A 12,839-nucleotide genomic window follows, 5' to 3' on the forward strand; every position below is an offset into this window, starting at 1 on the left:
GCCGCACGAACGATCTCCCTCCAACACGTACCGCACAGCCGGACAGCCACTGCCGCCATCCGGGACACTCTGCGTACATTTCGTGTGCCCGGGGGAAGGAAGCCATGACCGCCATGCCGGACAGCTCCTCGCCCCGCGTCACCGGGCCGCCCGGCGGCCCGGCGGCCACCGAGCTGCTGCGCTCGCTCGCCCCCATGCTGACCCGGTGGCTGCCACGGCAACGCTGGTTCGCGGGCAAGGGCCGTCCCCTGGACGGCCTGACCCTGTCCGCCGCCACCGAGCTGCTGCCCTGCGCGGGCGCCGGGCCGGGGCTGCTGCACCTGCTGCTCGAAGCCCGCCAGGCCGAGACCGTCGACTGCTACCAACTCCTGCTCGGCGTACGCCCGGTGATGCCGCCGCCGCTGGCCCCCACCCTCATCGGCCGCCCCGCCCGGGGGCCGCTGCGCGGACTCGCCGTGTACGACGCCGTGCCCGACGAACGGCTCACCGGCGTGCTCCTGGAACGGCTGCGCACCCCGGGCCGCCTCGGCGCCCTGCGGTTCACCCGCGAACCCGGCTGCGCCCTGCCCGGCGGACTGCGGGCCCGCCCGCTGCGTGCCGAGCAGTCGAACTCGTCCATCGTCTATGGAGATACGTTCATCCTCAAGCTGTTCCGGCGGGTCAGCCCCGGCGTGAACCCCGACCTGGAGCTGCCGCTCGCCCTGGCCCGCACCGGCTGCGACCGGGTGCCCGCGCCGGTCGCCTGGTTCGAGGCGAGCGCGGCGGACCCCCTCACCCTCGGCGTGCTCCAGCCCTACCTGACGGGCAGCAGCGACGGCTGGCGGCTCGCGCTGCACGCCCTGCACCGCAGGGCCGACTTCACCGGCGCCGCGCACGCGCTGGGACGGGCCACCGCCGAGGTGCACACCGCGCTCGCCGCGGCGCTGCCCACCTCCGTCCTGCGCGGCGAACCGCTCGCCGCGCTCGCCGAGGACATGGCGGGACGGCTCAAGCTGGCCTGCGACGCCGTCCCCCAGCTGCGGCCGTACCGCGCCGGGCTGCGCGAGGCGTACGCGGCCGTCGAGGAGCTGGCCCGCGCCGGTGAGGGCCACCCCGTCCAGCGCATCCACGGCGACCTGCACCTCGGGCAGGTGCTGCGCACCGCGACCGCCGGCCGGGGCCGGGGCCGGGGCCGGGACGGAGGCTGGTCCCTCATCGACTTCGAGGGCGAACCGGCCAAGCGGCTCGACGAGCGCCGCCGCCCGCAGCCGGTGCTCCAGGACGTCGCCGGCATGCTCCGCTCCTTCGACTACGCCGCCTGTCAGGACGGGGCCGGGGACTTCGCCCGGAGCTGGGCGCAGGCCAACCGGGACGCGTTCTGCGCCGGTTACGCCGCGGGCGGCGGCACCGATCCGCGCGAGCACGCCACCCTGCTGCGCGCCTACGAGACGGACAAGGCCGTCTACGAGGTGCTCTACGAAGCCCACCACCGCCCCGCCTGGCTCCCCATCCCGCTGGCCGCGATCCGCCGCCTCGCGCAGGCGCCGCAATCCCCGAGGAGGACCGCCCCGTGACGCCCCGCCCCGAGGTACCCGACACCTTCCGCGCCGCCCCGCCCTCGGCGCCCGCACCGCGCCGCCCGGCCCCCGGCGCGGCGCGGGAGGCCCGGGAGGAGGAGGCCGCGGCGCTGGCCGTCCTGCCCGCACCGGCGCTGTCCGACGCCGACCGGGGCCGCCTGCTCTCCGGTGCCCACCACGACCCGCACGGCCTGCTGGGCGCGCACCCCGTGGACGGCGGCCTGCTGCTGCGCGCGCTGCGGCCGTACGCCAGGTCGGTCACCGCCCGCCTCGCGGACGGCCGCACGGCTCGGCTGCACGACGAGGGCGACGGCCTGTTCGCCGCGCTGCTCCCGCCCGCGGAGGGGCTGCGCGGTGGCTCCGTGCCCGGCTACCGGCTGCGCGTGGCCTACGACGGTGACACCGTGCTGGAGACCGAGGACCCCTACCGGTTCCTGCCGACCCTGGGCGACCTCGATCTGCACCTTCTCCGCGAGGGCCGCCACGAGGAGCTGTGGCGGGCGCTGGGCGCCCACCCCACCGTCCACGACGGCGTCGCCGGGACCCGCTTCGCGCTCTGGGCGCCGAACGCCCGGGGGGTGCGGGTCGCCGGGGACTTCAACCACTGGGACGGGACGGGCTTCCCCATGCGCTCACTGGGCGCGAGCGGCGTGTGGGAGGTGTTCCTGCCGGACGTCGGCGAGGGCGCCCGCTACAAGTTCGACGTCTGCCGCCCCGACGGCAGCCACAGCCTGCGCGCCGACCCCATGGCCCGGCGCACCGAGTGCCCGCCGGCCACCGCCTCCGTCATCACCCGCTCGGCCTACACGTGGGGGGACGGGGAGTGGCTGGCCCGGCGCGCCGAACGCCCGGTGCACGCCGCGCCGTTCTCCGTCTACGAGGTGCACCTCACCTCGTGGCGGCCCGGGCTGGGCTACCGGGAGCTGGCCGAACAGCTCCCCGCCTACGTCAGTGAGCTGGGCTTCACGCACGTGGAGCTGCTGCCCGTCATGGAGCACCCGTTCGGCGGCTCGTGGGGCTACCAGGTCACCGGCTACTACGCCCCCACCGCGAGGCTCGGCACCCCGGACGACTTCCGGTACCTGGTGGACGCCCTGCACCGGGCGGGCATCGGGGTGCTGATGGACTGGGTGCCCGCGCACTTCCCCAAGGACGACTGGGCCCTGGCCCGCTTCGACGGCCCGCCCCTGTACGAGCACCCGGACCCGCTGCGGGCCGAGCACCCGGACTGGGGGACGCTGGAGTTCGACTACGGCCGCCCGGAGGTGCGCAACTTCCTCGTCGCCAACGCGGTGTACTGGTGCGAGGAGTTCCACATCGACGGGCTGCGGGTGGACGCCGTCGCCTCCATGCTCTACCTGGACTACTCCCGCGAGGAGGGCCAGTGGACGCCCAACGAGCACGGCGGCCGGGAGAACCCGGACGCGGTGCGGTTCCTCCAGGAGATGAACGCGACCGTCTACCGCCGCTGCCCCGGCGTCGTCACCGTCGCCGAGGAGTCCACCGCCTGGGACGGCGTGACCCGGCCCACCCACCACAGCGGCGGGCACGGCTTCGGCGGGCTCGGATTCGGGCTGAAGTGGAACATGGGCTGGATGCACGACTCCCTGGAGTACGTCGCCAAGGAGCCCGTGCACCGCAGGTACCACCACGACGAGATGACGTTCTCGATGGTGTACGCCTACTCGGAGAACTACGTCCTGCCCATCTCGCACGACGAGGTCGTGCACGGCAAGGGCTCCCTGGTGTCGAAGATGCCGGGCGACTGGTGGCAGCAGCGCGCGGGCCACCGTGCCTACCTCGGCTACATGTGGGCGCATCCCGGCAAGCAACTGCTGTTCATGGGACAGGAGTTCGCCCAGGGCGCCGAGTGGTCGGAGAGCCACGGACCCGACTGGTGGCTGCTGGACCCGGCCTACTCCGCCCAGGGCGACCACCGCGGCGTCCGTGATCTGGTGGCCGACCTCAACGCCCGCTACCTGGAGACTCCCGCGCTGTGGGAGCAGGACACCGACCCCTCCGGCTTCGCCTGGGTGGAGGCGGACGCGCGGGAGGACAACGTCTTCGCGTTCCTGCGCTTCGCCGCCGACGGCTCCCCGCTGCTGGCGGTCAGCAACTTCTGCCCGGTGGTGCGGCACGGCTACCGGCTGGGCGTGCCCGAGGGCGTCCCCGCGTGGCGCGAGGTGCTGAACACCGACGCGGCCCGGTACGGCGGCTCGGGGGTGCACAACCCGGAGCCGGTCAAGAGCGAGGCCGTCACCGCGCAGGGCCGCCCCGTCAGCGTCGGCCTGACGCTGCCGCCGCTGGCGACGGTGTGGCTGCGCCCGGCCTGACCCCGGCCGGGCGGCCCGCGTCCGGCCCCGCCCCGGCGGCCCCGGCGGCCCCGGCGGCCCCGGCGGCCCCGGCGGCCCCCGGGCAGCCCCCCGGCCGCCCGCTCGCGGCCCGGGGGCCGCTGGGGCACCGTGGAAGTGGAGAGAGCACGGTGCCCACACTGCAGGGAGACGGCCATGAGCGAGCACACCTACCGGGTGACGGAGATCGTCGGCACCTCGCACGAGGGCCTGGACGCGGCGATCCGCAACGGCGTCGGGCGCGCGGCGCAGACGCTGCACGGCCTCGACTGGTTCGAGGTGACCCAGGTGCGCGGGCACATCGAGGACGGCCGGGTCGCCCACTTCCAGGTGGGCCTGAAGGTGGGCTTCCGGCTCGACGACGCGGGCTGAACCGGCGCCCGCCCGCGGTAACGGCGCGGAGCCCGGGGGGCCCGCGCCGTCGCGGAGCGGGAGGGCCGGGGCGGGGGCGGGAGAGGCGCGGGCCGGGGGCCCGTCGCCGCGGGGCGGGACGGCCGGGCGGCGCGGCGCGGCCGGACGCGTGGCGGGTACAGGGAGCCACGCACTGTTGTCATACCTCTTGACCCATGACCGGCGGCCCCCCAGGATGCATGTGGGAGCGCTCCCACAGCCGGGGCGGCTGTTGCCGTTCGGACCGTCCCGGCACCTCCCACCCCCATCCCCACATTCGCCGGAAGGACCGAGCCGTGACTCCTCGTCCGTCCCGTGCACACCCGGAGCCGCGAGGCGCCGGGCACGCGCACCGCGGCAGACTCCGCCGTCCCCGCCTGGTCGGCGCCCTCGCGCTGGCCGGGCTGGTGGCCGCGAGCGTCACCGCGCCCGCCGTGGCGCAGCCCGCCGCCCCCGCGGCCGAAGGCCCCGAGCTGATCTCCAACGGGTCCTTCGACAGCGGCACCGCCCCCTGGTGGTGGACCGAGAACACCGAAGGCGCCGTGGTGGACGGACGCCTGTGCGCCGACATCCCGGGTGACCTCACCAACCCCTGGGACGCCATCGTCGGCCACGACGACCTCCCGCTCACCGCGGGGGAGAGCTACACGCTCAGCTACTCGGCCAGCAGCACGGCGCCCATCACCGTGCGGACGCTGGCCCAGATGGCCGCCGACCCGTGGACGGCGGAGCTGTCCGCGAACGACCGGCTCGGCGCGGAGCCGACGACCTTCGAACACGTCTTCACCGCGGGCGCCGACCACGAGGCGGCGCAGCTCGTCTTCCAGGTCGGCGGCAGCGCGGAGCCGACCACCTTCTGCCTCGACGACGTGTCGCTGCGCGGCGGCGCCGAACCGCCCGTGTACGAACCGGACACCGGCTCGCCGGTCCGCGTCAACCAGGTCGGCTACCTCACCCACGGCCCCAAGAGCGGCACCGTCGTCACCGACGCGACCACGCCGCTGACCTGGACGGTGAACGCTGCGGACGGGAGCGAGGCGGCCAGCGGCACCACGACCCCCGAGGGCGTGGACCCCACCTCGCGGCAGAACGTCCACACCTTCGACTTCAGCAACGTGACGGAAGCCGGTGACGGGTACACCGTCACGGTCGACGGGCAGACGAGCGAGCCGTTCTCGCTCGGCTCCGACCTCTACGAACCGCTGCGGACCGACGCGCTCGCGTACTTCTACCACAACCGCAGCGGCATCGAGATCGACGGCGACCTCGTCGGCGAGGAGTACGCGCGCCCCGCGGGCCACGTGGGCGTGGCACCCAACCAGGGCGACCTGAGCGTGCCCTGCCAGCCCGGCGTGTGCGACTACCGCCTCGACGTCTCCGGCGGCTGGTACGACGCGGGCGACCACGGCAAGTACGTGGTCAACGGCGGCATATCCGTCGCCCAGCTGATGTCCTCCTACGAGCGCACGCTGACCGTCGACGGCGCCGACGGCGAGCCGCTCGGCGACGGCCGGCTGCGGGTGCCCGAGCACGGCAACGGCACGCCGGACATCCTGGACGAGGTCCGCTGGCAGATGGACTTCCTCATGCGCATGCAGGTGCCCGAGGGCGAGCCGCTGGCCGGCATGGTCCACCACAAGATCCACGACCGGGCGTGGACCGGTCTGCCGCTGCTGCCGCACGAGGACCCGCAGCCGCGTGAGCTGCACCCGGCGTCCACCGCGGCGACGCTGAACGTCGCCGCGACCGGGGCCCAGTGCGCCCGGCTCTTCGAGCCCTACGACGCGGACTTCGCCGCCACGTGCCTGGACACGGCCCGCACGGCGTGGGCGGCGGCGCAGGCGAACCCGGAGGTGTACGCCGACCCGAACGACGGCGTGGGCGGCGGTGCCTACAGCGACGGCGACGTGCGGGACGAGTTCTACTGGGCGGCGGCCGAACTGTTCACCACCACCGGTGACGAGACCTTCCGCCAGGCGATTCTGGACTCCGAGCTGCACGGCGACACCGACGCCGTCTTCCCGCGCGGCGGCATCTCCTGGGGCGCGACCTCGGGGCTCGGCGCCCTGACGCTGGCCACGGTGCCCAACGAGATGACGGACGCGCAGCTCGACGGCGTCCGGGACATGGTCACCGAGGCGGCCGACGGCTTCGCGGCCGACTCCGACGCCATGGCCTACGGCCTGCCCTACGCGCCCTCCGGGATGAACTACGTCTGGGGCTCGAACAGCCAGGTGCTCAACAACATGGTCGTCCTGGCCACCGCCCACGACCTGACCGGCGAGAGCGACTACCGGGACGCGGTGCTGCGCGGCATGGACTACCTGCTGGGCCGCAACCCGCTCAACCAGTCCTACGTCACCGGCTACGGCGAGCGCGACTCGAAGAACCAGCACCACCGGTTCTGGGCGAACCAGCTCGACGCGAGCCTGCCCAACCCGGCCCCCGGCTCCGTCGCCGGCGGTCCGAACGTCAGCATCGACGACCCGATCGCGCAGGACATGCTCCAGGGCTGCGCACCGGCGATGTGCTACGTCGACCACATCGAGTCGTGGGCGACGAACGAGATCACCATCAACTGGAACGCGCCGCTGGCCTGGATCGCCTCCTACCTGGACGACCTCGGCACCGGCGACCCGAGCGACCCCGGTGACCCGGGCGACCCCGGTGACCCGGAGCCCGCCGCCTGCGAGGTGACGTTCTCCTCGAACCGCTGGAACGGCGGCTTCACCTCCAACGTGACGGTGAAGAACACCGGCACGAGCGCGGTCGACGGCTGGGAGCTGACCTGGTCCTACGCCGACGGGCAGCGGGTCACGCACCACTGGAACGCGCAGATCACCCAGTCGGGGCGTGACGTCACCGCCAAGCCGGTGAGCTGGAACCGCACGCTCGCCCCCGGTGCCAGCGCCAGCTTCGGCTTCAACGGCACCGTCTCGGGAGCCGCCGCCGACCCGACGGAGTTCAGCCTGAACGGGGGCGACTGCGACACCCCCTGATCCGGTCGGACACCTCACGCGCGAGGCCGGGGCCGCCACGGTGGCGGCCCCGGCCTCCGCCGTGCGCGGCCCCGGGCGGCGGGGCCGCGCCGGTCAGGTCGCCGAGCCCGCGGGGACGGTGGCGTCGTCCTCGGGGCCGGGCCTCCCGGCCCCCTCCCCCGCCGCGTCCGCCACGGTGTCCCCGGTGGCGTTCGCCGCCGCGCTGTCCCCGGCCGTGGTGTGCCCGGCCGCGGTCTCCTCCGCCAGCCGCTGCATGCCGCTCGTCGTCTTGAGCGGCTTCTCCTTGAGGAACACCACCGCGACGAGTGCCAGCACGGCGAACGGCGTGGCGACCAGGAAGAGGTCGGCCGTCGCGGCCGCGTAGGACTGCTCCACGACCTCCCGGACCGGTCCGGGCAGCGTGGAGACGTCCGGCACCGCGCCGTGCGCACCGCCCCCGGCCTGAGGAGCGACGCCCGCGTCGCCCAGGCCCGCGGACATCTCGTCAGCGACCCGGTGCGCGAGGACGGCGCCCAGCACGCTGGTGCCGATCGTGCCGCCCATGCTGCGGAAGAAGGACAGGACGGAGGTGGCCGAGCCCAGGTCGGCCGCCGCCACGTCGTTCTGCGCCGCCAGCACGAGGTTCTGCATCAGCAGGCCGACGCCCACGCCCAGCACCGCCATGTAGAGGCTCAGCTCGCCGAAGCCGGTGTCGGCGCCGATCGTGGACAGCAGCCCGAGACCGGCCGTCATGACGGCCGCGCCCGCGACGAGGTACACCTTCCACCGGCCGGTGGCGCTGATGACCTGCCCGGCCACGGTGGAGGAGACCAGCAGGCCGCCGACCATCGGCAGGCTCATCAGCCCGGCGACCGTCGGCGACTTGCCGAGCGCGAGCTGGAAGTACTGCGAGAGGAAGACGGTGCCGCCGAACATCGCCACGCCGACGAAGAGGCTGGCGACGGTGGTGAGGGTGACGGTCCGGTTGCGGAAGATGCCGAGCGGGATGACGGGTTCGGGCACCCGGCCCTCCACGTACACGGCCAGGGCCAGCAGGACCGCGCCGCCACCGGTCAGGGCCGCCGTCTGCCAGGACGCCCAGGCGAACTCGTTGCCCGCCAGCGTGGTCCAGATGAGCAGCGCGCACACGCCCGCGACGAGCAGGAAGGCGCCGAGGTAGTCCACCTTGGCGTCGCGCCGCACGGTGGGCAGCTTCAGCGTGCGCTGGAGCAGCACGATGGCCAGCAGGGCGAAGGGCACGCCGACGAAGAAGCACCAGCGCCAGCCCAGCCACGGGGTGTCCACCATGACGCCGCCCACGAGCGGTCCGGTGACGGTGCCGACGGCGAAGACGGCCCCGAAGATGCCCGCGTACTTGCCCAGCCGGCGCGGCGGGACGATCGCGGCCATGACGACCTGGGCGAGGGCGGTCAGTCCGCCGGCGCCGATGCCCTGGAAGACCCGGCTGAAGATCAGCGTGCCGACGTCCTGCGAGAAGCCCGCGAGCAGCGAGCCGACGACGAACATGCCCAGCGAGAGCTGGAGCAGCAGCTTCTTGTTGTAGAGGTCGGACAGCTTGCCCCACAGCGGGACGGTCGCCGTCATCGCGAGCAGCTCGGAGGTGACGACCCAGGTGTAGGCGGACTGGCTGGCACCGAGGTCGGCGATGATGCGCGGCAGCGCGTTGGCCACCACGGTCCCCGCCAGGATGGCGACGAACATGCCCGCCATGAGGCCGGACATCGCCTGGAGTATCTGGCGGTTGGTCATGGCGGCGGGCGGCGCCTGGGCCTCCCGCGCGTCGGTTGCGGTCACGGAGTCCTTCTTCTTCGGTGAGGGGTGGGGGTACTGAGGGGCGCGGGCGTCTCGTCAGGACGCGGGCGCGGACAGCCCGGCGCCGAGCTGCTCGAAGACCCGGCGGAAGACCTCCGGGAACGGTCCGGTGTCCTGGTTCTCGCTCCAGTGCTGGACGGCGACGCGCACGGCGGTGGCGGCCATGGCGGCGACGACGCGCGGGTACAGGGCCAGGTCCGCGGGCGCGTCCGGGGCGGAGCACCCGCCGCCGTCCGCCCGGGGGGCACCGTCCGTCCGGGGGCGCGGCGGCGCGCCCAGCCGCTCCGCGACGGCGGCGGCGAGCCCGCGTTCGTCGGTCATGTGGGCCCCGAGGCTGCGGGCGAGCAGGTGCGGGGACCGGTGCAGGACCTGGCCGCGCAGGTGCCACAGCTCGTGGCGTTCCTCCAGGTCGGCCAGCTCGGCGGCCAGCGCGTCGCGGACGGCCTCCAGCGGCGAGAGGGCGGCGGGCGCCTCCAGCACGGCGCGGCGCACCCGCTCCCCCACCTCGGCGTCGAGCATGACGAAGGCGTCGTCGCGGCTGTCGAAGTAGTTGAAGAACGTGCGCGGCGAGACGCCGGCGGCCTGGCTGATCGCCTCCACCGTGACGTGCTCGGCGCCGTGCTCGGCGGCCAGCCGTACGGCGGCCTCGGCCAGGGCGGTCCGGGTCGCCCGCTTCTTGCGCTCGCGCAGGCCGGGGTGGGGAGTGTCGGTCACACATTGCAGGGTACGCAAAAATGCAGATCCTGCAAAAATGGCCCGGGTCCGAGCCCGTCCCCGGGACCGGAGCCGGGACCGGAGCCGGAGCCGGAGACGGGACCGGAGCCGGACCGGGTCAGGCCCCGGCAGTCCCCGGCGCCCTCATCCGTCCTCGCCGACCTCGACGCCCCGCGCCATCGGGCAGCTGCGCACCGCCTCCCGGATCACGGCCGCGCGCTCGTCCGCGTCCAGGCGCGGCAGCTCCACGGTGAGGCGCGCCTCGAAGGAGTACCGCAGGGACCCGTCGTGCTCCAGCGCCACCCGCGCGGTGACGCGGCTGTCCGCCGTGTCCGCGCCCCGGGTGCCCGCGGCCAGTTCGACCGCCTGGTGCATGCAGGTGGCCAGCGCCGCCGCGTAGAGCCGCTCCGGATTCCAGCCCTCGGCCCCGTCCGCCCCGCCGAGCCCGGCCGGGGTGGACACGGCCAGCCGCAGGTCGGCCTCGTCCTCGATCTGCACCCGTTCCAGGCCGGGCAGCGAACGGGCGGTCGTCGTGTACAGCGTGCGCTGGTCAGCCGTCATGCCGCCAGTGTCCGGCGACTCGGCGCGCTCCGCGACTCCACGGAGTGCCGCGCCGCCCCGCCCGGCGGGCGGGGGGGCCGTCCGGCGGGCTGCCAGAATGACGGCATGCGCACCCGGGCGAGCCTCGCCAGGCAGCTCCTCGTCCTCCAGCTCGCCGTCATCGTCGTCCTCGTCGCCGGCGGGGGGCTGCTCGTCGTGCTGGACGCCCGCGACGACAGCGCCGGGGACGCCGAACGCGAGGTGCTCACCCTCAGCTCCGGGCTGGCGGAGCTGCCGGGCGTGCGGGCCGCGTTCGCCCTGCCGGACCCCACGCGCACGCTCCAGCCGCTCGCCGAGTCCGTGCGCCGAGCCACCGGCACCGACTTCGTCGTCTTCATGGCACCGGACCGCACCCGGTACTCGCACCCGGACCCGGACCGCCTCGGCGAGCGGTTCGTCGGCACCGTCGGCCCGGCGCTGGAGGGCCGGCCCGTCACCGAGACGTACCCGGGCACGCTCGGCCCCTCCGTGCGGGCCGTCGTGCCCGTCAGCACGCCGGACGGGCGGCTGCTGGGGCTGCTGTCCGTCGGCATCCTCCAGGAGCAGATAGGCGGGGACGTGCGGCGCCGCATGGTGCCGGTCGCCGCCGTCTGCGGCGGGGCGCTGGCGCTGGCCGCCGCCGGGTCGTGGGCGGTCAGCCGGCGGCTGCGGCGGCAGACGTTCGGACTCGGCGCCCCGGAGATAGCCCGCCTGTACGAGCACCACGACGCGGTGCTGCGCACGGTACGCGAGGGCCTGGTCATCGTGGACCCGGCCGGGCGGCTGACCCTGGCCAACGACGAGGCCCGCCGCCTCCTCGGGCTGCCGGACCGCTCCGAGGGACGCCCGGTGGCGGCGCTGCGGATCGACGGACCGCTCGGCCCCCTCCTCGCCTCGGGCACCCCCGTGCACGACGAGCTGTGCGTGTACCGGGACCGGGTGCTGGTCGCCAGCCAGGAGCGGATCGAGAAGGACGGGCGCCCGCTCGGCACCGTCACGACGCTGCGCGACCACACCGAGCTGGAGGCGCTCGCCGGGGAGCTGGACTCGGTGCGCGGCTTCGCCGAGGCGCTGCGCAGCCAGGCCCACGAGTCGGCGAACCGGCTGCACACGGTGGTGACGATGATCGAGCTGGGCCGCCCCGCGGACGCCGTGGAGTTCGCCACCGTCGAGCTGGCCTCGGCGCAGCACCTCGCGGACCGGCTGACGGGCGCGGTCGCCGAGCCCGCGCTCGCGGCCCTGCTGCTGGGCAAGGCCGCGCAGGCCGCCGAGAAGGGCGTGGAACTGGAGGTCACCGAGGACACCGCGGTGGCGGAGGCCGAGCCGTCGCCGTTCGCCGCCCGCGACCTCGTCACGCTGGTGGGCAACCTGGCGGACAACGCCATCGACGCCGCCCTCGCGGGCGACCCGCCGCGCCGGGTGGCCGTCACCGTGCGCTCCGAGCCGGACGGCGGCCTGCTCGTGCGGGTGGCGGACTCCGGGCGGGGCGTGGACCGCGCGCACCTGGACGCGATCTTCACCCGGGGCTTCTCCACGAAGGGCGGCCCGGGGGGCGTGCGAGGACGGGGGCTCGGCCTCGCCCTGGTCACCCAGGTCATCAACCGCTATGACGGTGAGGCCGACGTCGCCGCCGGCGGCGGCGCGGTGTTCACCGTCCGGCTGCGGCCGCGCGGCGAGCGACGGAGACGACCCTGCGGAGCGTCATGATCACCACCCTGGTCGTCGAGGACGACCCGCGCATCGCGGACGCGCACGCCCAGTTCGTGGACCGTGTGCCCGGTTTCACGGCCGTGGGCGCCGTGCACCGGGGGCGGGAGGCGCTGGACTTCGTGGAGCGGGAGGCCGTGGACCTGGTGCTGCTGGACTTCTACCTGCCGGACATGACCGGGCTCGACGTCTGCCGGGCGCTGCGGACGCGCAGGGGCACAGCGGACCTCACCGACGTCATCGCCGTCACCTCCGCGCGGGACGCGGGCGTGGTGCGCTCCGTGGTGGCCCACGGGGTGGTGCAGTACCTGATGAAGCCGTTCGCGTTCGCCGCCTTCCGCGACAAGCTGGAGCGGTACGCCGACTTCCGCCGGGAGCTGGTCCCGCGCGCCGGGGCGACGGCGCAGCAGGACGTGGACCGGGCCTTCGCGGCGCTGCGCGGCAGCGTCGGCGGACCGCTGCCCAAGGGGCTGAGCGCGACGACGCTGGAGGCCGTGGTGGGCCACCTGCGGCGCGCGGCGCCCGCCGGGCTCTCCGCGAGCGCGGTGGGCGAGCTGACGGGGGTATCCCGGGTGACGGCGCGGCGCTACCTGGAGCACCTGGCCGCGCAGGGCCTGGCCGGGCGGGCGCCGCGTTACGGCGGCCAGGGCCGCCCGGAACACGTGTACCGCTGGGCCGGAAGGGGCTGAGGGGCGGTTCCGCCCGCCGCCGGACCAGCCCGGACCAGCCCG

Annotated in this window: 9 protein-coding genes; 6 read left to right on the plus strand and 3 right to left on the minus strand. The window is 74.9% G+C overall.

Annotation, left to right across the window (positions count from 1 at the left end; translation table 11 throughout):
* Positions 1 to 113: 113 nt before the first annotated feature.
* From V1J52_RS04435 to V1J52_RS04450, 4 genes are all read left to right on the plus strand, one after another.
* Complete coding sequence (locus V1J52_RS04435) at positions 114 to 1,553, plus strand: maltokinase N-terminal cap-like domain-containing protein (RefSeq protein WP_330138817.1); 1,440 nt, start codon at positions 114 to 116, stop codon at positions 1,551 to 1,553.
* Positions 1,550 to 3,889: a 1,4-alpha-glucan branching enzyme gene (gene glgB, locus V1J52_RS04440; protein WP_443075712.1), complete on the plus strand. Its 2,340-nt coding sequence runs from the start codon at positions 1,550 to 1,552 to the stop codon at positions 3,887 to 3,889. The genes V1J52_RS04435 and glgB overlap by 4 nt, the downstream gene beginning before the upstream one ends.
* A 174-nt stretch (positions 3,890 to 4,063) precedes the next feature.
* A complete protein-coding gene (locus tag V1J52_RS04445) occupies positions 4,064 to 4,279 on the plus strand; it encodes a dodecin (RefSeq protein ID WP_330138255.1) in 216 nt (71 codons plus the stop codon).
* Positions 4,280 to 4,704: 425 nt separating this feature from the next.
* The gene (locus V1J52_RS04450; RefSeq protein WP_330138819.1) at positions 4,705 to 7,296 is read left to right on the plus strand and encodes a glycoside hydrolase family 9 protein; all 2,592 of its coding nucleotides are present in this window, start codon (positions 4,705 to 4,707) and stop codon (positions 7,294 to 7,296) included.
* A 93-nt stretch (positions 7,297 to 7,389) separates the two neighbouring features.
* Here the strand turns inward: V1J52_RS04450 and V1J52_RS04455 are convergent, their stop codons facing one another.
* The 3 genes from V1J52_RS04455 to V1J52_RS04465 all read right to left on the minus strand — a co-directional run bounded on the left by V1J52_RS04455 (position 7,390) and on the right by V1J52_RS04465 (position 10,383).
* Complete coding sequence (locus V1J52_RS04455; RefSeq protein WP_330138820.1) at positions 7,390 to 9,045, minus strand: MDR family MFS transporter; 1,656 nt, start codon at positions 9,043 to 9,045, stop codon at positions 7,390 to 7,392.
* Between the two features lie 99 nt (positions 9,046 to 9,144).
* Positions 9,145 to 9,822, minus strand: a complete 678-nt coding sequence (locus V1J52_RS04460) for a TetR/AcrR family transcriptional regulator (RefSeq protein WP_330138256.1) — start codon at positions 9,820 to 9,822, stop codon at positions 9,145 to 9,147.
* Between the two features lie 144 nt (positions 9,823 to 9,966).
* The gene (locus V1J52_RS04465; protein WP_330138257.1) at positions 9,967 to 10,383 is read right to left on the minus strand and encodes an OsmC family protein; all 417 of its coding nucleotides are present in this window, start codon (positions 10,381 to 10,383) and stop codon (positions 9,967 to 9,969) included.
* A 105-nt stretch (positions 10,384 to 10,488) separates the two neighbouring features.
* Here V1J52_RS04465 and V1J52_RS04470 point away from each other — a divergent pair, with 105 nt between their 5' ends.
* Together V1J52_RS04470 and V1J52_RS04475 are read left to right on the plus strand one after the other, a co-directional pair.
* Positions 10,489 to 12,108 carry a sensor histidine kinase gene (locus V1J52_RS04470; RefSeq protein WP_330138258.1) on the plus strand — a complete coding sequence of 540 codons (1,620 nt, stop codon included), beginning with the start codon at positions 10,489 to 10,491 and terminating at the stop codon, positions 12,106 to 12,108.
* Complete coding sequence (locus tag V1J52_RS04475; RefSeq protein ID WP_330138259.1) at positions 12,105 to 12,797, plus strand: response regulator; 693 nt, start codon at positions 12,105 to 12,107, stop codon at positions 12,795 to 12,797. Before V1J52_RS04470 ends, V1J52_RS04475 begins: the two co-directional genes overlap by 4 nt.
* Positions 12,798 to 12,839 lie beyond the last annotated feature (42 nt).

Origin of the sequence: Streptomyces solitudinis, from assembly GCF_036323765.1 — a bacterium.
Taxonomy (GTDB): Bacteria; Actinomycetota; Actinomycetes; order Streptomycetales; family Streptomycetaceae; genus Streptomyces.

What these genes read in the sequence shown, in the direction of transcription:
- V1J52_RS04435 (WP_330138817.1), top strand. Translation starts at nt 114, where the DNA reads ATGCCGGACAGCTCCTCGCCCCGCGTCACCGGGCCGCCCGGCGGCCCG.
- V1J52_RS04445 (WP_330138255.1), top strand. Translation starts at nt 4,064, where the DNA reads ATGAGCGAGCACACCTACCGGGTGACGGAGATCGTCGGCACCTCGCAC.
- V1J52_RS04455 (WP_330138820.1), bottom strand. Translation starts at nt 9,045, where the DNA reads ATGACCAACCGCCAGATACTCCAGGCGATGTCCGGCCTCATGGCGGGC.
- V1J52_RS04465 (WP_330138257.1), bottom strand. Translation starts at nt 10,383, where the DNA reads ATGACGGCTGACCAGCGCACGCTGTACACGACGACCGCCCGTTCGCTG.
- V1J52_RS04470 (WP_330138258.1), top strand. Translation starts at nt 10,489, where the DNA reads ATGCGCACCCGGGCGAGCCTCGCCAGGCAGCTCCTCGTCCTCCAGCTC.
- V1J52_RS04475 (WP_330138259.1), top strand. Translation starts at nt 12,105, where the DNA reads ATGATCACCACCCTGGTCGTCGAGGACGACCCGCGCATCGCGGACGCG.